The sequence below is a fragment of the Bacteroides sp. 519 genome (genome assembly GCF_010500955.1).
Lineage (GTDB): Bacteria > Bacteroidota > Bacteroidia > Bacteroidales > Bacteroidaceae > Bacteroides.
Map to the genome: position 1 here is coordinate 71,575 of NZ_QVMJ01000032.1, position 21,946 is coordinate 93,520.

General features: G+C 33.4%; 17 protein-coding genes. 14 read left to right on the top strand and 3 right to left on the bottom strand.

The genetic code is table 11. The annotated features are described in order from the left end of the window. Positions 1–74 precede the first annotated feature (74 nt). The 13 genes from D0T85_RS19410 (at position 75) to D0T85_RS19470 (ending at position 15,884) form a co-directional block, all read left to right on the top strand. On the top strand, positions 75–1,604 hold the full coding sequence (locus D0T85_RS19410) for a lipopolysaccharide biosynthesis protein (RefSeq protein ID WP_163215168.1): 1,530 nt from the start codon (positions 75–77) through the stop codon (positions 1,602–1,604). Then, positions 1,601–2,518, top strand: coding sequence for a polysaccharide pyruvyl transferase family protein (locus D0T85_RS19415; RefSeq protein WP_163215169.1), 918 nt, complete (start codon positions 1,601–1,603; stop codon positions 2,516–2,518). Before D0T85_RS19410 ends, D0T85_RS19415 begins: the two co-directional genes overlap by 4 nt. Beyond that, positions 2,499–3,647: a glycosyltransferase gene (locus D0T85_RS19420; RefSeq protein WP_163215170.1), complete on the top strand. Its 1,149-nt coding sequence runs from the start codon at positions 2,499–2,501 to the stop codon at positions 3,645–3,647. Before D0T85_RS19415 ends, D0T85_RS19420 begins: the two co-directional genes overlap by 20 nt. Then, positions 3,634–4,959, top strand: a complete 1,326-nt coding sequence (locus D0T85_RS19425; RefSeq protein ID WP_163215171.1) for a hypothetical protein — start codon at positions 3,634–3,636, stop codon at positions 4,957–4,959. The genes D0T85_RS19420 and D0T85_RS19425 overlap by 14 nt, the downstream gene beginning before the upstream one ends. A 28-nt stretch (positions 4,960–4,987) precedes the next feature. Then, positions 4,988–6,136 (top strand): glycosyltransferase family 4 protein, encoded by a 1,149-nt coding sequence (locus D0T85_RS19430; RefSeq protein WP_163215172.1) that lies wholly within the window; start codon positions 4,988–4,990, stop codon positions 6,134–6,136. A 1-nt stretch (position 6,137) separates the two neighbouring features. Continuing rightward, a complete protein-coding gene (locus D0T85_RS19435; protein WP_163215173.1) occupies positions 6,138–6,710 on the top strand; it encodes an acyltransferase in 573 nt (190 codons plus the stop codon). An 11-nt stretch (positions 6,711–6,721) separates the two neighbouring features. After that, positions 6,722–7,846, top strand: a complete 1,125-nt coding sequence (locus tag D0T85_RS19440) for a glycosyltransferase family 4 protein (RefSeq protein ID WP_163215174.1) — start codon at positions 6,722–6,724, stop codon at positions 7,844–7,846. After that, a complete protein-coding gene (locus D0T85_RS19445; protein WP_163215175.1) occupies positions 7,846–8,898 on the top strand; it encodes an NAD-dependent epimerase in 1,053 nt (350 codons plus the stop codon). Before D0T85_RS19440 ends, D0T85_RS19445 begins: the two co-directional genes overlap by 1 nt. A 3-nt stretch (positions 8,899–8,901) precedes the next feature. Continuing rightward, positions 8,902–10,215 (top strand): UDP-glucose/GDP-mannose dehydrogenase family protein, encoded by a 1,314-nt coding sequence (locus D0T85_RS19450; RefSeq protein WP_163215176.1) that lies wholly within the window; start codon positions 8,902–8,904, stop codon positions 10,213–10,215. A 4-nt stretch (positions 10,216–10,219) separates the two neighbouring features. Then, positions 10,220–11,164: an NAD-dependent epimerase/dehydratase family protein gene (locus D0T85_RS19455; protein ID WP_163215177.1), complete on the top strand. Its 945-nt coding sequence runs from the start codon at positions 10,220–10,222 to the stop codon at positions 11,162–11,164. After that, entirely contained in the window at positions 11,164–12,123 is a 960-nt protein-coding gene (locus D0T85_RS19460; RefSeq protein ID WP_163215178.1) for a glycosyltransferase family 4 protein, read from the top strand. The genes D0T85_RS19455 and D0T85_RS19460 overlap by 1 nt, the downstream gene beginning before the upstream one ends. Positions 12,124–12,511: 388 nt before the next feature. Beyond that, a complete protein-coding gene (locus D0T85_RS19465) occupies positions 12,512–13,942 on the top strand; it encodes a DUF1186 domain-containing protein (RefSeq protein ID WP_163215179.1) in 1,431 nt (476 codons plus the stop codon). 37 nt (positions 13,943–13,979) lie between these two features. Then, entirely contained in the window at positions 13,980–15,884 is a 1,905-nt protein-coding gene (locus D0T85_RS19470) for a nucleoside-diphosphate sugar epimerase/dehydratase (RefSeq protein WP_163215180.1), read from the top strand. A 94-nt stretch (positions 15,885–15,978) separates the two neighbouring features. Here the strand turns inward: D0T85_RS19470 and galK are convergent, their stop codons facing one another. From galK to D0T85_RS19485, 3 genes are all read right to left on the bottom strand, one after another. Continuing rightward, a complete protein-coding gene (gene galK / locus D0T85_RS19475) occupies positions 15,979–17,133 on the bottom strand; it encodes a galactokinase (RefSeq protein ID WP_163215181.1) in 1,155 nt (384 codons plus the stop codon). A 138-nt stretch (positions 17,134–17,271) separates the two neighbouring features. Further along, entirely contained in the window at positions 17,272–18,546 is a 1,275-nt protein-coding gene (locus D0T85_RS19480; protein WP_163215182.1) for an MFS transporter, read from the bottom strand. A 48-nt stretch (positions 18,547–18,594) separates the two neighbouring features. Continuing rightward, entirely contained in the window at positions 18,595–19,692 is a 1,098-nt protein-coding gene (locus D0T85_RS19485; protein ID WP_163215183.1) for an aldose epimerase family protein, read from the bottom strand. A 765-nt stretch (positions 19,693–20,457) separates the two neighbouring features. Between D0T85_RS19485 and D0T85_RS19490 the strand changes: the two genes are divergently transcribed. Then, positions 20,458–21,441: a site-specific integrase gene (locus tag D0T85_RS19490; protein ID WP_163215184.1), complete on the top strand. Its 984-nt coding sequence runs from the start codon at positions 20,458–20,460 to the stop codon at positions 21,439–21,441. Positions 21,442–21,946 lie beyond the last annotated feature (505 nt).

Sequence of the window (21,946 nt, forward strand, 5' to 3'; positions counted from 1 at the left end):
AGATAAGTTTAAACTTATCTTCTCCAATTCTTATAAACAATAATGAAAAAAATCGTAAGGTTCAGTTTTTGTAAATGGGGAATGTTTCAAATAATAAAAGAGTAACTCAAAATACTTTATATTTATATATACGGATGTTTGTTACAATGTTTGTAACATTCTATACATCTCGTATAGTTCTAGAATATCTGGGTGTTATTGATTTTGGTATTTATAATATTGTTGGTGGCGTAGTCGTTCTTTTTTCTTTTTTGAATACGGCAATGACTACATCCACACAACGTTTTTTAAACATAGAATTAGGTAAAGCAAATAATGCAGGGGCAATCAAAATATTTTCGATGAGTATAACAATCCATTTTTTTTTGGCTATTATTATTTTAATATTAGCTGAATCAATAGGGTTGTGGTTTTTAAATTCTCAAATAAATATACCTGAAGATCGTATTGAAGCGGCTAATTGGGTATATCAATTTTCCTTGTTTACTTTTTTGGTTCAAATATTAAGAGTTCCTTATAATGCTTCAATAATAGCAAATGAACGTATGTCTTTTTATGCATATGTCACTATTGCCGAAACAATTTTCAAATTATTAATTGTTTTCTTATTGATTGCGTTTGGTGGTGATCGATTAATAATGTATGCTTTCTTGGTATTATTCGTAGCAATTCTTATTTATATTATATATTATATCTATTGTAAACGATATATATGTTTCTGTCGTTATTGTTTTTTTTATGATTATACTTCATACAAGGAATTATTAACTTTTTCCGGTTGGAGTATTTTTGGTAATATTTCTAATGTATCAGTTCAACAAGGTTCAAATATACTTTTAAATATCTTTTTTGGGGTTTCAATAAATGCTGCAACTGGAATAGCTAATCAGATTACCCATGCAGTATATAACTTTGTTTCAAATTTTCAAATAGCTTTTAACCCTTTTCTAACAAAAATATATGCTGAGAATAAAATTGATGAATTGAAAAATAAAATAATTCAATTATCTAGATTTTCGTTTTTTTTATATTTCATTATTGCTTTTCCTTTATTCCTCACCATAGATTTTGTATTGGAAAAATGGTTAATTGATGTACCTGAATATACAGATATATTTGCACGTTTTATTATTGTTTATTTAATATTTGATGTTGTTTCTTCTCCTTTATGGATTACTGCACAAGCTATTGGAAATATACAGAAATATCAAATCATAATAGGTATCGTAACATTGGTAAATCTCCCTTTATCTTATATCTTATTACAATACTATGATTATCCTCCACTAGTATGGATTATAAGAATATTTATTGCTTTCTTTTTATTTGGATACCGGATTCGATATGTGAATGAGAAAATAGGACTTCCTATTATTTTATTTTTCAAAGAAGTAATATTTAAAAATATACTACTGTTGATTTTGGGCACAGTATTTCCGATAATTATGTTTTGTTGGATAGGGAATAACTCATGGATGTCATTTATTATAACTTTTTTTATAGCTTTTATTTCATCATGCTTATCTGTATATTTGTTAGGATTAAAAAAACAGGAAAGAAATCACATTGCATCATTTATATGTAACAAAATAATAAAAAAATGATGTTGAAGAAAATAAGAAAATATGGTTTTAAAAGAAGTTTATTTGTTGTACTGAATCGTTCGATGTCAGGGTTTATTATTCTCTTAAAGAAAATAATTAATTTAAAATATAGAAATAATATAGTTTTAATAAAGTCATCTATTACCCCATTGTCTCATAATTGGGGTGATGATGTGAGTACGGTTTTAGCCCAATTATTATCACCTAACAAGAGAATAATACCCTCCATCTATTATTGTAATTTTAAGAAAAAGGAAGAGTATTTATGTATTGGCAGTATTATATCCTGGATGACAACGCCTAATTCTATAATATGGGGATCAGGAGTGGTTTATCCAGAAAAAAAAATCTCATCTAAACCTTTAAAAGTTTTAGCTGTACGTGGACCTTTAACAAGGAAATATCTTTTAGATCAAGATATACCTTGTCCCGAAGTATATGGAGATCCAGCTCTGCTTTTTCCTCGTTTTTATAAACCCATTGTTAAAAAGAAATTTAAAGTAGGATTAATTCCTCATATGCGTGATTTTAGGAATGGATTATATAAGGAAATAAGTGCAAGAATAGAAAATATATCAATAATTGATGTGCGGGATGTTGAAAATTGGCATTCATTTATTGATAAAATAAATGAATGTGAGTTTATACTATCCAGTTCCTTGCATGGAATTATAATTTCAGACGCATATAATATCCCTAATTGCTGGATTGAATTTGAGAAAGGAGAAAAAAAACGATATGCATTCTATGATTATTATTATTCAATCGGTAAAAACGATGTTTCTCCTTATATTATAACTGAAGATGTTAATTATTGGGATATTTTGAAGCATAAAGACTCTTGGGTTAAACCTATTTTGGATTTAGATAAACTTATAAATTCCTGTCCTTTTTATGAATCAAGTACTTTTTGATGGTGCCGCTACACAAACTAATGATAATGTAAAATTTAGTGGTGGAGCAGAATATGCAAAATTTATATTAAAAAAATCTATAGAGAATGGATATCATTTTGATGTGTTTTTTTATGAAGAAATGTCAATAGATCCGGAACTTTTAATGTTACTTGAAAAGAATAATTTTAACATCATAATGGTTAAAAACAAATCAGATTTATATAATTTATTAAGAGGTGGACAATATGTGAAATTTTATTCTGCCTTACCATATAAGTATCAAGATTTTGATATTTATAGTGTAACTTTTATAATTGTTATGCATGGAATAAGGCCTATCGAACTTCCATGGGATTATTATCGTTTTAAATATATTTCTGGTTTTTTGAAACGTTTTATCTATTATTTTATTTCTCAATTCAAATTTCTTCAAGAAATAAAACGGAAAAGACATATTAAGAATACAAGTAAATTGTTGTCAAAAAAAAATATTAAAATTGTTACAGTTTCAAATCATTCTAAATATTCATTATTGTATTTTTATCCTTTCCTTAATAAGGAGGATATCCATGTATTTTATTCTCCTTTTGATTTTGGTATTCCACCCTCGGGGAATTATACAAAAGATTATTATTTAATAATTAGTGCGAATAGATTTGAGAAAAATGTATATAGAACTTTATTAGCATTTGATTCTCTTATTTCAAATGGACATTTAAAAGAAAAGAGAATAGTTGTTTTGGGAAGTAACAAACTAATGGAGAAATGGATATCAAATAAATTAAAATTTGAGTTTCATTCTTATGTATCTCAAGAAACATTGGATTTTTTTTTTAAAAATGCCTTTTGTTTTGTTTATCCATCACTAAATGAGGGATTTGGTTATCCTCCTTTAGTAGCCATGTACAACAATATACCGGTTATTTCTTCATGTTCCACTAGCATACCGGAAGTATGTGAGAATGCAGTTTTGTATTATAATCCGTATAAGATTGATGAAATATCTAATCGCATCTTACAAATCGAAACAGATAAAGAATTATATAACTTATTTGTAGAAAGAGGAAATAAAAGAGTTAATGAGTTAATTACTAAACAAAATAATGACTTATATAAGATATTAAGTTTTATATATGATTGCAATTAATCAAAATCAAAAAATATCATTTTCTCTTTTTTTATTTTCTGTATTTTTTATACTGGTAATAGATAATACTTCCCTATTCTCTTATTGTTATTCTCTTCTTCTTTTTTTTGTCTTATCATTAAAAATTGAGAAAAAAAAGAAATTTGAAAATTATATATATTTCCATTTCTATTTGCTTTGCTGTTTAATAATCTATTTAGTTCAAATATATACATTACCTAATTATTTAGGTTTGACGGGTCCAGAAGGTGGCGTTGGAACAGACGATGTTCGATATTTTGCTCAGTTAGTTGATTTTCGACTGCCATATACACCCACAGTAATAGCAGATAAAACATATCCTTATGTTACTTTTCTTAAAGTATTATATCCATTCTCAATAAATTCTCCGCTTAATATTTTGATTCCTAATTTATTGGGAATTTGTTTTTTGCCTTATTTGACATACAAGTTTACTCAGTTATTATTAAATAATGAGAAAATTTCATTTTTGGCACAAAGATTGGTACTATTTTGTCCATTTATTATTGCAAATGGAATTATCCTAATGAGGGATGCTTGGATTGTTACCTTTTTGCTTCTTTCTTTCTGCTCTTTTTTAAATAAAAATTATATTGTACTAATATTTAGCTTACTTTTAATTTCGTATATACGCTTTGGCTCAATTGTTTTTGCAGGAGTTGGCATCTTTATTTTATCTCGTGATATATTTTATAATAAATTGAAAACAAAAAAACAAGCAAACTTAATTTATATTATTACTTTTATAGTGTTTGTTTCTTTTTTTGTATTAATTATGCCTTTTCTTATTGAGATTTCAGCAGGTAAATTTGAAGGATTATTTAGAGAAAGTTATTTACGTACATTAGCGCAAATAGATGAAGATTCAACCTTAGTAAAATTAATGTTACTGCCTAAAATTATAGGCATACCATTACTTGCTGCTTTTTTTTTATTTTCTCCTTTTCTGAATTTTGAGATATATACATCAGGAATATTTAATTTAAGATATTTTTTATCTACAACCTTATGTGCTTTATATTTAATTTTTTGTTGGAGATATATATTTGCAGGTTTACTTATATCGTTCAATAAGAAGAATATACAATATGTATCATTAATTATATTGGTATATTCATTGCTTCTTGGTACTATATCTTTGCAGTTTAGACATAAAACAATAATGATGCCGTTTCTCTATATTTTAACGGCGTATGGTTTTTATTCATGTAAATCAAAATTTAATAATTTCCTTTCAATCTCAATGTCAATATTCATACTATTTATTCAACTCTATTATTGGTTGAGATAGTTATGGGTATGTATTTAATCTACAAAATATGCGTGTATTATTTGTTCATGACCATCGTTTTTTTAAGAAAAATAATCTTTATTATTCAACATCTGGTTTACCTAAAAGTGTATGGAATAGATATTTATTAGATGGTATGAATTCACTTTCAATTTATGCGCGTGAAATAAGTTCTTCGAATAAAGGAGTTGTTTCATCTTATGAAGGGGTTTCCTTTAATCTTTCCCAGATATACAAGAGTCCTCTCGATATTTTATTTAAGAAGAGATTAATTAATGAAGAAATTTTGGCTAATCTTGAAAATACAGATGTAGCAGTTATCCGTTTACCAAGTATATTGGGATTGGCAGTTATTGAAAAGTGTAAAAAACTTGATAAGCCTTATATTATTGAAGTTGTTGCAAATGCCTTTGATGCGTATTTTTATTATGGGACTTTATTTGGAAAAATTTTGGCTCCTATTATTCATAAAAGACTAAAAGAGGTTGTGGCCGAATCATCTTATGTATTATATGTAACTCAATATTATTTGCAAAATATATATCCGGCAGCTAAAGTGATTTATACAGTATCTTGTTCAAATGTATTTATAGAGTTATTTAAAAGAAAAAATCGTGAGGATTTTAACAAAAAGAATACATTTATATGTGGGCAGATAGGGAACTTGTCAGTTAAATTTAAAGGGTATCATATAATGTTAAGAAGTATTGCGCTTTTAAAAGAAAAATATGGTATTCAGATTTATTATAAAATAGTAGGCGCTGGTGATTCTTTAGACTTAATAAAAATAGCAAAAAAACTAAATATATTGGATTTAATCGAATTTGTTGGTCCATTAAGTCATGAAGAAATCTTTGATTTTTTAGATTCTCTAGATCTGTATGTTCATCCGTCTTTCCAAGAAGGTTTACCAAGAGCAATTATTGAGGCAATGAGTAGATCTTGTGCTTGTGTTGCGTCTTCTGTTGCAGGAATTCCGGAATTATTAGATAGTGAGTATTTGCATGAGAAAGGTAATTATATAAAATTGGCAGAAGATATATATAAATTATATATAAATGATGATTTAAGATTCGAACAAGGAATAAATAATTATTCTACTTCTCGGAAATATTCTTATAACAACCTGGAAAAAAAACGTATGGATTTTTACACTAAAATATTTAATAGTATTTGATATGGGTAAAAGTGGGCGTGATTTTTTTTCCAAATACAATAAAATTATCAATATATTAATAAATATATCGAAAGTTTTCCCCAGAAGTTTTAATAAATATTTATTTAAAGTATCTGCTAATTTTGATTCGAAATTGGGAGCTTTAATAAGATTTATTCTTTGTTCGGTTTTGGCAAAAGATTGTGGTACAAATGTATATATTGCTCCACGGGTTTTTATTTATCATATAGAAAATCTTTCGATAGGTTCTAATGTTAGTATACATCCTATGTGTTATCTGGATGCAGAGGGAGATATTCGCATAGGCAATAATGTTTCGATAGCACATTCAACATCAATTTTAAGTTCAAACCATACATGGGACGATCAGGATTTGCCTATAAAATATAATCCAATGAAGCAAGAAAAAGTTTTGATAGAGGATGATGTGTGGATAGGTTGTGGGGTTAGAGTTTTATCTGGTGTTAATATCGGTTCTCGCTCAATAATTGCTGCTGGGGCAATTGTTACGAAAAATACACCATCAAATGTGATAGTGGCTGGTTCTCCAGCAAAAAAAATAAAGGATATTTAAACAATTACTTAATGAAGCTCTTTATTGTAGTTAACGTTGATTGGTTTTTTTTATCGCATCGTAAGGACATAGCTATCCAATGTAAAAAAAAAGGTTATGATGTAATTATAATAGCAAAAGACACAGGAAAAAAGCAAGAAATTGAGAAAATGGGTTTGAAATTTATCGATTTACCTATGAATCGCTCAGGCCAAAATATATTTCAAGAACTCAATACTTGCTATTTTCTATATAGATTATATAAAAAGAATAAACCAGATATTGTACATCATGTAGGATTAAAAACTATTCTATGGGGTACACTTGCTGCTAAGTGGGCTAAAGTAAATGGGGTGGTAAATGCTATAAGTGGTTTAGGTATTTTCTTTTCAGATGAAAATAAATCATTAATAGCTAAAGTGCTTCCTAAAATATTGAAATATTCTCATCATCAGCAAAACTTGTTGGCTATTTTTCAAAATGATGAAGACAAATCTTTATTTATAAATCATCATATAATAGATGATACACAATCCCGTTTGATTAAAGGGTCAGGGATTGATTTGAATCTGTTTTATTACACTCCAGAGCCTGAAATCGGTAAAATAACAATTTTGTTTACTGCACGAATGATTATTGAAAAAGGGGTTTTTATTTTAATTGATGCGGCTTTAAAATTGAAGAAAGAATATAATGATAAGGTGAAGTTCCTGTTGTGTGGTGGATTGGACGATAACCCTAAAGCAATAAAAAAAGAAGAGTTAAAGAGTGCATGTGATGGAGAATATATTCAGTGGCTAGGCTATAGATCTGATATTTTTCATTTGCTTCAAAATGCACACATTGTAGCTTTTCCATCTTATTATAAAGAAGGACTGCCAAAATCTCTTATTGAGGCGACTGCTGTGGGGCGCCCTATTATAACTACAGATTCTATTGGCTGTAGAGAAACTGTTGAAAACGATCTGAATGGTTATTTAATACCAATAAAAAACAGTGATATCTTGGCAGAAAAACTCAAAAAATTAATTGATGAGAAGAAATTGAGAATTCGAATGGGGAAACATTCCAGAGCATTGGCGGAAAGGGAATTCTCTATTAAAAATGTTATAAATAAGCATTTGGAGATTTACACAACTTTATTAGAAAATAAATAATGAAAATATTAGTAACAGGTGCCGCAGGTTTTATAGGTTCGTATGTTTCTAAAAAACTTTTGGAAAATGGAAATGTGGTAATAGGGGTAGATAGTATAAATGATTACTACGATGTCAATTTGAAAAATGATCGATTGCTTTCATTAGGAATCAATTATGAGGACATAAAATGGAATCAAAGCATACAGAGTACATCATATCCTGATTTTCATTTTTTACGTGTTAATCTGGAAGATAAACTCCCAATGGAGAATCTTTTTGCAGAGGAAAATTTTGATTGTGTTTGTCATTTGGGCGCCCAAGCTGGAGTAAGATACTCTCTTGAGAATCCACATGCTTATACTGATAGTAATATCAATGGATTCTTAAATATTTTGGAAGGCTGTCGGAATAACCCTGTCCAACATTTAGTATATGCGAGTTCAAGCAGCGTGTATGGTTTAAATAAAAAAGTTCCCTTTTCTGAGAAAGACAATGTCGACCATCCGGTAAGTCTTTATGCAGCAACAAAGAAATCAAATGAATTAATGGCTCATACTTATAGTCATTTATTTGGATTACCAACTACTGGATTACGTTTCTTTACTGTTTATGGGCCTTGGGGAAGACCTGATATGTCACCATTCCTTTTTATTGATTCAATATTAAGAGGAAAAACAATAAAAGTTTTTAATGGTGGTAATATGTTTAGAGACTTTACTTTTATTGATGATATAGTGGAAGGTATTATTAGGACTATTAATAAAATACCAACATCAGATCCTTCGTGGGATGGAGAAGAAGCTTTTCCTAATAGATCCTCAGCACCTTACCGGATTTATAACATAGGGAACTCAACGCCAGTAAAACTTATGGATTATATTAAAACTATTGAAGAATCTATTGGGTGCGAAGCTAAAAAAGAATTCCTTCCTATGCAGCCAGGAGATGTGTATCAAACTTATGCAGATACTTCTTCTCTGGAAAAAGCGGTAGGATTCAAACCTAATACTCCTTTAAGAGTAGGGATAGAAGAAACAGTTAAGTGGTTTAAAACATATTATAATTTGTAAAATATGAATATTGCAATTGTAGGAACCGGCTATGTTGGTTTAGTAACAGGAACATGCTTTTCAGAAATGGGAGTAAATGTTATTTGTGTAGATGTTTTGGAAAAAAAAGTGGAAGATCTTAAAAAAGGAATTATTCCCATATATGAACCAGGATTAGAAGAAATGGTTCATAGAAACTATGCCGCTGGTAGATTAAAATTTACCACATCTTTAGAGTCCTGTTTAGATGGGGTAGATATAGTGTTCAGTGCAGTTGGAACCCCTCCTGATGAAGATGGCAGTGCCGACCTAAAATATGTCTTAGAAGTGGCTAGAACTATAGGTAAAAATATGAATAAATATGTTCTTGTTGTTACTAAGAGTACAGTTCCAGTAGGTACAGCGCAAAAAGTAAAAGCTACAATACAGGAAGAACTTGATAAGCGTGGAGTAAAAATAGATTTTGATGTGGCTTCTAATCCGGAATTTTTAAAAGAAGGAGATGCTATTGATGATTTTATGAAACCGGATCGGGTTGTTGTAGGAGTTGAATCGGAACGTGCAAAGGATTTGATGGAAAAGTTATATAAGCCATTTATGATGAATAATTATCGGATGATATTTACTGATGTCCCTTCAGCTGAAATGATTAAATATGCAGCTAATTCCATGCTTGCAACCCGTATTAGCTTTATGAATGATATAGCAAATCTCTGTGAAATCGTTGGCGCCGATGTCAATATGGTACGTAAAGGTATCGGTTCAGATAGTCGTATTGGAAATAAGTTTCTTTATCCAGGATGTGGATATGGTGGATCTTGTTTTCCAAAAGACGTAAAAGCACTTATAAAAACAGCCGAAAAAAATGGTTACTCAATGAAAGTATTGCAAGCTGTTGAAGAAGTTAATGAATCTCAGAAAAGTATTCTTTTTGACAAGCTTATGAAATATTTTAATGGTGATATATCAGGAAAGACAATTGCTTTATGGGGATTATCCTTCAAACCAGAAACCGATGATATGCGTGAAGCTCCTTCACTAGTACTTATTGATAAAATAGTAAATGCTGGTGGTAATGTTAAAGCATATGATCCTATTGCAATGGAGGAAACTAAAAGAAGAATTGGAAATAAAATTAAATATGCTCAGGATATTTATGATGCGGTTTTGGATGCTGATGCACTTATGCTTGTAACAGAATGGAAAGAGTTTCGTTTGCCAAGTTGGGCAGTAGTAAAGAAAGCTATGAATAATCATTTGATTCTTGATGGTCGTAATATTTATGACAGAAAAGAGCTGGAAGAATTAGGCTTCGATTATACTTGTATTGGTAGATAATATTATGAACATCCTCATCACCGGCCTCCACGGCTTCGTCGGTTCCAACCTACTAACTACCTTGAAAGCCAACCATCAAATCTATGGACTCGACATTGTTGCCCCTGACAGAGATGGAGTTGTAAAAACATTCAAATGGGCTGACCTTAAAACAAAAGATCTCCCTCATTTCGACACCATCATCCACCTTGCCGGCAAAGCCCACGATACCAAGAACCAATCAAAAGCAGAGGAATACTTTTCTATCAACACTGAACTAACAAAAAAAATATTTGATTTCTTCAAAGAATCTTCGGCTTCAAAGTTTATATTCTTTAGTTCAGTAAAAGCAGCAGCCGATTTTGTTCCAGGTGATATCTTAACCGAAGACATAATCCCAGCTCCAAAAGGTCCTTATGGTGAGAGTAAAATTGCAGCAGAAGAATACATAAACTCTCAACTCTCAACTCTTAACCCTCAAAAAAAGGTTTATATATTTAGGCCTTGTATGATACATGGTCCTGGAAATAAAGGAAATCTAAATTTGCTATATAGTGTTGTTAGTAAAGGAATTCCATGGCCATTAGGAGCATTTGAAAATAGACGCTCTTTTGTTTCTATAGATAATTTGTGTTGTGCTGTAGATGGTTTCTTAAATAAAGATATCGAATCCGGCATCTATCATATTGCAGATGATGAAGCATTATCCACAAATGAACTTATTGAAACCATATGTGAAGATATGGGAAGAAAAGCACATATCTGGAAAATAAATAAAAGCTTTATGACTACATGTGCAAAAATAGGAAACTTGTTGCATCTGCCTTTGAATACCGAAAGACTCAATAAGTTGACCGAAAACTATGTAGTTTCAAATGCGAAGTTGAAGAATGCTTTAGGTATTAATAGAATGCCTGTACAAGCGAAAGATGGCTTAATTAAAACAATCAAATCTTTTTCAAATAAGTAATGTATTACCCCCTAATCCTCCTCCTGCTCTTCCTCGCAGAACTCCTATACTTCAAAATCGCCGATAAATTCAACATCATCGATAAACCCAACGAACGTAGCTCCCATACCCGCATAACCCTGCGTGGTGGAGGGATTATTTTCTTTCTGGGTGCTATAGCCTTCTTCATTAGCAATAGCTTTGCATACCCTTGGTTTATTGGGGGATTATCCCTAATCACCCTGATTAGCTTTGTCGACGATATCCACCCCATATCCCAGAAAACTCGATTAGTATTTCACTTTAGTGGAATGGCACTCATGTTTTATCAATGGGGATTATTCAACATGTCTTGGTACTGGCTGATTATAGCATTGATTGTTTGTACAGGAATAATAAATGCCTATAACTTTATGGATGGAATAAATGGTATAACCGGAGGGTATTCGTTGATTGTCCTGTTAGCTTTGGCTTACATTAACCATTATATAACAGCTTTTGTTGATCCGGCGTTTATCTATATAATGATTCTGGCAGTATTGGTTTTCAACTTTTTCAATTTCCGGAAGAAAGCCAAATGTTTTGCCGGCGATGTAGGGTCAGTAAGTATAGCATTTATCATACTTTTCTTTATCGGAAAATTAATTTTGATAACGAACGATTTTAGTTACTTTATTTTGCTAGTTGTTTACGGAGTAGATTCTATATTAACGATTATACATAGAGTAATGCTTCACGAAAACATCGGGTTGCCACATCGAAAACACATGTATCAGCTCATGGCAAACGAATTGAAAATGCCACATATTGTAGTGTCATCTTTATATATGCTTGTTCAAGCAGTTATTGTAGCAGGATATATCTGGATACATCCATTAGGATATGGCTATTGGTATTTCTTAGGGGCGATATTATTACTAAGCATTGTATATATTGTTTTTATGAAGAAAAATTTTCATCTGCACGTTGTGCCTAATTGAAAATTGAATTGCCATCCCATGTGGGATAACTTTCAATTTTCAACCTTCAATTTTCAATTATAAAATAATTCCCGGTTACGGTTAAAGTAATCGGGAATTATTTTATACTTTTGTTTTTTATACTCAAATAAGTCGCAATAATATGCACTACCTATGCATTAGATAATAAAGAAATTAGTGAAAGCAAATTAACCTGAATTATTCATATTCCAGAATGGAAGTAGTTAAAGGGAGTTATCAGGAGCTTTGCTCCTTAGGAGTTATAGCTCTAAGATACTTCAGAGCATCTAAAGCTTTAACTCCTTTAACTCCTAGCGAAGCGATAACTCCTTCCATTCTATAGTATGAATAATGTAGGTTAGATGAAATGTAAAAAGTAATATTAATTATGTCAAAGAAAAAACAAAATAAAGCCCAGCCCAAGCCCCAACTCTCGCCTGAGAAATACATTCAAACAAAAGCCCGAAATCTTCCTATCGAAAAATGTCTTATAAACAAAGACTGGCAGGAAGCAGGAGTTGCCTCTATTGTAGTTGTACGTCAGCATAAGTCAGGGAATCGTACATTGGGAATTTTTTTGGTTGATCTGTATTGTCTTGGAATAAAAGATGCTTTTTATTACTTCAATATAGACCCTATTGATTATGAAGAAATAGAAGACAGATTTTTTGATTCGGTTGAAATAGCTTATAACGAAGTACATAATATAATTTATGGTGGTATGGCCTATGCCGAAGAGTTAGGAATAGAACCGGTAAAAGGCTTTTCGTTAGCGCAATATATTCTTGAAGAAGACACAGAAGAAATTCCGTTGATTGAATATGAGTTTGGAAGAAATGGTAAACCTTTTCTCTTTGCGAAATCACAACTTCAGGCATCACAATATATCCCTATCCTCGAAAAAAGTGTAGGGGTTGGTAACTTTGAATATACTATTGGTCTGGATGATGATGATGATGAATATGATGATGAATATTATGACGACGAAGAACTATTTTCCAGGAGAAACCTTGTTTTTACCGACTACAATTATCAATACCCTGATTATCCAACAGAATTAGTTTACAAGCATCATGAACTGGATCTCCTTTTCGATCCGGAAATGCTTAAGTTAGAAAAAGAAACAATTGATAAAATACTGGCCATAGACCGCGATGAGTTATTAGCGGATCTGGAAAACATATTACTGTACGAAATAGGTCGTACCTGTGATGATATATCCGACGAATGTTGGGAAGAACCACCAACTTATTTAGTAATACATATACTATTTATCTTTGGTGAGTTACGTGCAACAGAAAAACTGAATCTTGTATTGGAGGTGTTACGACAAAATAGGCAGTTCAAGGATTTTCATTTTGCAGGTTGGTCAGAAAAAGTTATTCCATTAACGTTGTATTATGTAACAGGAAACCAGCTGGATACCCTGTTTGAATATATGGAAGAGCCATCACTGGAACCGCATTTACGTATTTTTGCTGTTGAATCAATGATTTGTGCTCTTGAAGATAAACCCGAAAAACGCGAAGAGGTTATAGCATGGCTCAGGAAATTATTAGTATTCTATTTAGAAAACATATCCAATACTGAAGTCTTTGATTCAACTTTACTTGGTACAATAATGTACTCGTTGATTGTGATAAAGGCAAAGGAGTTGTTACCAGAAATAGAAGCATTGTATAACACCAGATTGGTGGATGTTGATATGTGTGGAGATTATGAAGAGATGGAAGGAAATATACTATTTGGAAATACCTCATTTCTTTACAGATATAAACCAATGAATATTTACGATAGATATGAGAATCTCCTAAAATAATGTATATTTGCACAGCTTAAAACAAACCTACAATAAAATGAAGCAAAACATTTTCCGTAAGTACCTTTCGGCCAAAGTGTTACCGATTTGGACTGTTCTTTTGATCGATGTATTTATTATCATCGTTTCATCTTTTTTAGCTTATTCTTTACGATATGATGTGCGGAGCATCTTTTTAGAATATTCTACTGCTGGCCGAACAATACTTAGCGCTGTATTTGTGAATCTGATTTTCTTCCGTGTGTTCCGTACATATTCAAATGTACTTCGTTTCTCCTCGTTTGTTGACATTATGCGTATTTTCGGTTCTCTAACTGTATCATATGGTGTGGTAATGTTGGCAGCATATCTTTTGGATTTCCACTTTGGCATTAAGATTGGTTCTGTAAGTGTTATATTTATAGCTTATGTGATAAATTTTGCTTTAATGGCTTTCTCTCGTATTGTGGTAAAGATGTTTTTTGAAGTTATCAATTTCGATGATAGCCATAGTGCCAATGTGTTTATTTATGGAGCAAAAGAAGCGGGAGTGAATATTGCAAAATCACTTAGAGTAAATCTTAAGAACCGTTATCGTTTAAAAGGTTTTATTGCCGATGAACCGGAACTAATAAACAAAATAGTGATGGGGGTACGTATTTATCCGCTGAATGATAAGATATTTGATATCCTAGAGCGTAAAGAGGTTAAAACAATCATTGTTTCGCCGGCTAAGATGGATAAAATGAAAGACTCTGAATTTACTGATGAGCTACTTTCACGAAATATAAAGTTGCTGACTGCCCCACCATTAAGCGAATGGAAAGGACAAACACTAAATGTTGCCGATTTAAAAGAAATACAGATTGAGGATTTACTGGAGCGTGATACAATTGAAGTTGATTTAAAGAAAATAGCTTCGCATCTGGAAGGCAAACGTGTAATGGTAACAGGAGCAGCCGGTTCTATTGGTAGTGAAATTATGAGACAGGTTGCACAATTTAACCCTTATAAACTTATACTTGTTGACCAGGCAGAAACGCCTTTACACGATATCCGTTTAGAGTTGCAGGATCGTTGGCGAAACATAGATGCAGAAACGATTGTAGCAGATGTATCTAATGCCAACCGCATGCGATCTATCTTTAATCATTTCCAACCGCAATACATTTTTCATGCTGCTGCCTATAAACATGTTCCTATGATGGAAGATAATGTATCTGAGGCAATACAGGTAAACGTACTTGGTACAAAAATTTTAGCAGATTTGGCTGTTGAATATAATGCAGATAAGTTTGTAATGGTTTCTACCGACAAAGCAGTTAATCCAACTAATGTAATGGGGTGTTCTAAACGTTTGGCTGAGATTTATGTACAGTCTCTTGCCAAGAAACTCCAGAAAGACAGTAAACCTTCAGTAAAGTTTATAACTACCCGTTTTGGCAATGTATTAGGCTCAAATGGTTCGGTAATTCCCCGTTTCCGCGATCAGATACAGAGAGGTGGCCCTGTAACTGTAACTCATCCCGAAATAATCCGTTATTTCATGACTATTCCTGAGGCTTGCCGGTTGGTGTTAGAAGCAGGTTGTATGAGTAATGGTGGCGAAATTTATATCTTTGACATGGGTAAGGCAGTGAAGATTCTCGATCTTGCACGCAGAATGATTAGCTTATCCGGACGTCCTGATATTAAGATTGAGTTTACAGGATTACGCCATGGTGAAAAGTTGTACGAAGAACTGTTAAATGTAAAGGAAACCACCAAACCTACTCACCATGAGAAAATAATGATAGCTACAGTACGCGAATATGATTATAACGAGGTGAAAACACGAATTCAGAACCTGATTGACTTAAGCTACACTTACAATCAAATGAAAATAGTAGAAGCCATGAAGGAAATTGTTCCGGAGTTTATTAGTAAAAATTCCGCGTTTGAGAAGTTAGACGAAAAGAAATAAACCACAAGTTAGGTGAAAGTAAAGGAGGTAAAGAAGTTGAGTATAACTCAGTCTTCTTTACCTCCTCTTTTTTATTTATTATATCTTTTTCTGATTAAGCCAATTTTCTTGATCCGTCGGAAATAACAACGTCGTAAACTTTCGGGTATTTGCCATATTTTTCATTGTAAGCTTCTTTAGCTTTAGCAATGAAGCCATCATACAATTCATCTTTAACAAGATTGATTGTACAACCACCAAATCCACCACCCATTACGCGCGAACCTGTAACACCACATTCTTTAGCAATATCGTTAAGGAAATCAAGCTCTTCGCAGCTAACTTCGTAAAGCTTGCTCATACCGTGGTGAGTTTCAAACATCTTTTGGCCTACAGTTTCGTAGTCTCCTTGTTCCAAAGCATCCGAAACGTCTAATACACGTTGAATCTCTTCGATAACATATTTAGCACGTTTGTAATCAACTTCGCTTACCTGATCTTTCACAGCTTCCAACATTTCCATATTGGCATCGCGAAGGAACATTACATGAGGATGTTCTTTCTGCATAACAGCAACAACAGCTTCGCAAGATGCGCGACGTTTGTTGTATTCGCCATCAACCAATGCATGTTTAACTACCGAATCGAGCAGAACCAAGCGGTATCCTTGTGGGTTGAATGGGAAATAGTTATATTCAAGTGAACGACAGTCTAAACGAATCAGGTTACCAGCTTTTCCAAATACAGAAGCAAACTGGTCCATGATACCACAGTTAACACCCACATAGTTGTGTTCTGTTGCCTGTCCGGCTTTAGCCAATTCAAATTTGTCTATTTTGTTATCACCAAAAAGTTCGTTAAGTGCAAAAGCATATGTACTTTCTAATGCAGCAGATGAAGACATACCTGCTCCAAGAGGCACATCGCCGGCAAAAGCAGTATCAAATCCTTTAACATCTACACCGCGCTTAATCATTTCACGGCATACACCGAAAATGTATCTGGCCCATGTAGTGCGTGGCTTATCTTCTTCGTTCAATCCAAATTCAACCCAATCTTTAAGGTCGATAGAGTAAGCACGTACTTTATCTGTTCCGTTTGGTTTGATTTCGGCCACAATACCTTTGTCTACTGCACCGGGGAATACAAATCCGCCGTTATAATCGGTGTGTTCACCAATCAGGTTAATACGACCAGGTGATGCATATACTGAACCTGTTGCACCATCGAAATGCTTTGCAAAACGGCTTCTTACATGATTAATGTCCATAAGTTATCCTTTCTTTTTTAATTAGTATTGAGTTTTGAGTATTGAGTGATGAGTATTGAGTGATGAGTTTTGAGTTTTGAGTAATCCGCATGGATACTCATTACTCATTACTCAAAACTCATCACTCATTACTTATTATTATTCCACAGGAATGTCTTTGTTTACATTTTTGTGACCGATCCGGCTATAATATAAAATGTATACCAACATGGCTATAACAAGCCAGTAACTTGTAATCGGGTTAGTTGCTTTGGCAATAAAGTCCTGGATTAATGGCATTACGCCACCACCTACAACCATCATCATGAACAAGCCCGATGCAGCAGCTGTATATTTACCCAAACCTTCTACAGCCAGGTTAAAGATACCACCCCACATAATGGATGTACACAAACCGCATGCAGCAATCAGAAAACATTTTACTGGAATGTCGTTTCCTTTAAATTGTACAACAATAGTGTCTGGCATAAAGATACCAATAAGGAGTAATGCTATTGCTAGCCCGGATACGATAGTCATTTGTGTAGTAGTAGATACTTTTCCACTGATAATACTACTTGATGCACGGCCAATCAACATTAAAAACCAATAGGATGCAGCTAGTGTACCACCTACTGCAGCCGAACCTTCAAAACCTAATCCGGTAATGTAGAAGTTAAGTTGTGCAGGAATACCGATTTCAATACCTACATAGAAGAAGATAGCAATAATACCCAATAAACAATGACGGAAAGCCAATGGGCTGTGCTCGTATTTTTCGTTTTTCTTTTGCTGAGGTTCTACTATTTTAACAAAAGAAATGATAATGAATGATAGAACAAATACACCAATACCGATGAACAATAACGGAGCAACATCGCTCATACTTGTTTTTTCAGTTACTTGACCAATCAAAACACCTACCAACAACGGAGTCAGTGTACCAGTGAGTGAATTCAATGTACCACCAATTTGTATCAACTGGTTTCCTTTGTTTCCACCTCCACCAAGATAGTTCAACATGGGGTTTACTACAGTATTAAGCATACATACGCAGAAACCGCAAATAAATGCTCCTAGTAAATAAATAATAAGATTTAATGCTACTATTTGTTCGTCATAAGTAAATGTGGCTACATCTGCACCATATTCGCTGGATAAATATTGTACAAGAAGCCCCACAACACCTACTCCCAATGCCATTAGAGCAGTTTTCTTGTAGCCGTATTTTACAAGCATTTTACCGGCAGGAATTCCCATAAATAGATACGCTGCAAAGTTCATCATATTACCCATCATGCCTGCCCAGCTATAGGTGTGACCCCATATATTGCCAAAAGGGGCAGCCATGTTAGTTACAAATGAAATCATAGCAAAAATAAAACACATCGTAATAATGGCAATGAGATTACCATTTTGTTTTTTTTGTTCCATAATTGTTTTAAATGGTTAATTATAAATCAGGTTAAAGAATTTACTTTGTTAGTCTCTTACATCGAACTTGTAGACTGTTAGTTGTTGGTATTCTTCTCCAGGCATTAATGTAGCCGTGGGGAAATGTGGTTTATTGGGCGTATCGGGGAAACGTTGAGCCTCAAAACAAATTCCGCTTCTTGCCGGGAAAGTTGCACCATGGGCACCTTTAAAACCATTTAACCAGTTTCCGGTGTATAACTGTACTCCCGGTTCGGTAGTATAAACTTCCAGTGTACGTCTACTTACAGGATCGGTGCACAATGCAGCAAAGCTAAGTTCACCGGCTTCGGCTTTATTTAATACATAACAATGGTCGTATCCGGCACCATAAACAAGTTGCTGAAATTTATCGTTAATGCGCTCACCTACCAAATGCGGATTGCGGAAGTCCATGGGTGTTCCTTCTACTTTCAGAATTTCTCCGGTTGGGATAGATACCTCGTCAACAGGAGTGTAATAATCGGCGTTAATAGTAACAATGTTGTTTTCTATGGAAGGAGATGGGTTGGCAATACCACTGAGGTTGAAAAATGCGTGGTTGGTGAGGTTTACCAGTGTCGGTTTGTCGGTAGTTGCTGTGTAATTAATTAGCAGGGCGTTATCATCGTCATCTAGCTGATAGAGTATGGAAACATCTAATGTTCCGGGGAATCCTTCTTCGCCATCGGCAGATGTGTAATTGAACTGAATAACAGTATCACTAATCTGCTCGGCATCCCACACGCGAGCATGAAATCCGGTTGGTCCGCCATGCAAGGAGTTAGGCCCATTATTGATAGTTAAACTATACTCTTCTTCGTTCAAGGTGAATTTACCGTTTGCTATGCGGTTTCCGTAGCGTCCGATTACTGTACTGAGGAAAGGTTCCGGGCTGTTGATTACATGGTCAATGCTATCGTGTCCTAAAACTACGTTACTGTATTTTCCATCTTTGTCGGGAACCATTATTGAAAGGAGCGTACAACCATAATTGGTAACCGCTACTTCCATACCATTGTTATTTCTTAGGATGAATAGATCGGTTTTTTTTCCATCCACTTCTGTTTGAAAATCCTCTCTTTTTAAAGCAGAAAGATTTCCCTCTGTGGGTAAGGCGTTATTCATGATATGTTTTTTATTAAATTTCCCTGCAAATAAAGAGAATTTCTTTCTTTTCTACAAGTTATTTGCCTTAAGTTTTTAAAAACTATGCTAGTTAGAAACATGTGATGCAAATAAGCTATGTAGGGATCATCCAAAAATGCAGTTCATTTGCACCTCAAATGCAGTTCATTTACACCTCAAATGCAGTTCATTTAGCATGCAAATGCAGTTCATTTAGGGTGCAAATGCAGTTCATTTGAGTTGAGAGTTGAGAGTTGAAAGTTGAGAGTTACGATGCCGCATGGAACCCTCAACTCTCAACTCTCAATTCTCAACTAGAGTATCAGCAGTAGCAGTTTCTTTTTTATCTTTTTCTACTGATGTTTTCTCTTCTTTTCTCTTCTTTTCTTTTGTTGCAACGAAATTCAACGGCCGTTGCTTTTTGTACCTTTTTATTTGTCTGGACTTTTCTTTCCATGTTCGCAGCAATGCAACGTGTTAATGGCATAATTGCACATAACCCGTGTAGCATATTCAGACGAAATCAACGGGTTGTCATTTTCCATTCTATCTACAGTGAATAAACCGTGGTTGTACAATACATCATCAATCTATTTACAACGAATGTTATACTTATGTGCGATTCTGTGTGAGGCGTGAGACATCAGAATGGAGATGTTTCATTGTAAAACAATCTTCCTTTCCATAATCTCTCTTTTTTCTTTTCCCGCTTAAACTTCTTTTTTTTGCTTACGTTTATTGAGAATAACTAAAATAATAAAGAGGATGAATCTATCAGAATTTGTAACTAAAATAGCTGACGAATATAAGCGTGAAGGGCGTTGTCGTACAGCTGAAACGTATTTGTCTACCTTGCGTAGTATGTTATCTTTTCATGGAGACAGTATTCAATTGTCCAGTTGTTTTACTCATGATTGGCTTTGCTCTTATCAGGAATATCTGATCACTTCCGGCTTAAGCCATAATTCTATCGTTTTTTACATTTCCCGTATTCGATCCATGTATAATAAAGCCGTTAAACAAGGGTTGGTCGAATTGCAGGGCGGATTATTCGAGCACCTTTTTACCAAAGCAATTCCTACTATGAAACGAGCAGTGTCTAACAAAACAATTTCTCAAATCAATGAGGCAGATCTCAGTCAGTATCCCAGTTTGGAGTTTGCCCGCGATATGTTTATGCTAAGTTTCTATCTTCAGGGAATCTCGTTTATTGATCTTGCCCATTTACGCAAAACCGACATCTATAACAATGTGATTGTTTATCAGCGGCGTAAAACCAGTTCCACAGTTAATATCGCAGTTGAACCAATGGCTTGGGAAATTATTCGGAAGTACGAAAGCCAGACTGCCGGTTCTCCCTACCTCTTACCAATTGTTTCGGGCATCATTTCTGCCGATATGCAACGTGTGTACACCAATGCGCTTCGTACGCATAACCGGCGTTTGAAGAAAATAGCTCTTTTGATAGGAATAAAAGAAAAGCTAACCTCGTACGTATCCCGGCACAGTTGGGCCACAATAGCCTATCACGAAGGAGTTCCTACGGCGGTTATCAGTGAGGCTATGGGACATCAAAGTGAAGAAGTTACCCATGTTTATCTGAAGTCTTTTGATCAATCTGCTTTATCCAAAGCAAACAAAATGGTTATTAGTGCTATTTTGAAAGTAAGTGAGAAGAACCAATTACAGCGAAATAGCCTGAAAAAGGTACATCACTTTGATAAGCACGAACGATTGCGTGGTGGTTGAATTTACTTACAATATGGAGGTCTTTCTTTTCTTAGGAGAGGGACATTAATCTGATGCAAATGTAGATCAAATAGACGAATTATCCAAAAAGTAGCAAAAAAAACTCTTTTCAGAATGAAATAAGGTTTAGTAACAAGATTATACAGAAGTATAATACATTAGAACAAAATATTGAAATAAAGGAAATTTCATTACAAATAAGTTATTTCGCCATGTGGTATTTTAACCTATATTAACCTTATGCTTGCTTTTTCCCTTTCCTTTCTATAAATTTCCCCTTACCCAAAGACTTTTCCGGATAACAGTGAAAGAATCAAAATCAAAATGAATCTTTTAGTTGGAAATTATTTACAAATGATTGGAGTGATTTATTAAGTCGCTAAACAGGCTTTGTCCCTCTCCTAAGAAGAGACGGATCATAAAACGACTAACGACTGATAGACGCGATGCTTAACGAGAAAACCTTGTATTTGATTTATCTGCTACATAAAGCCAATAGATTATG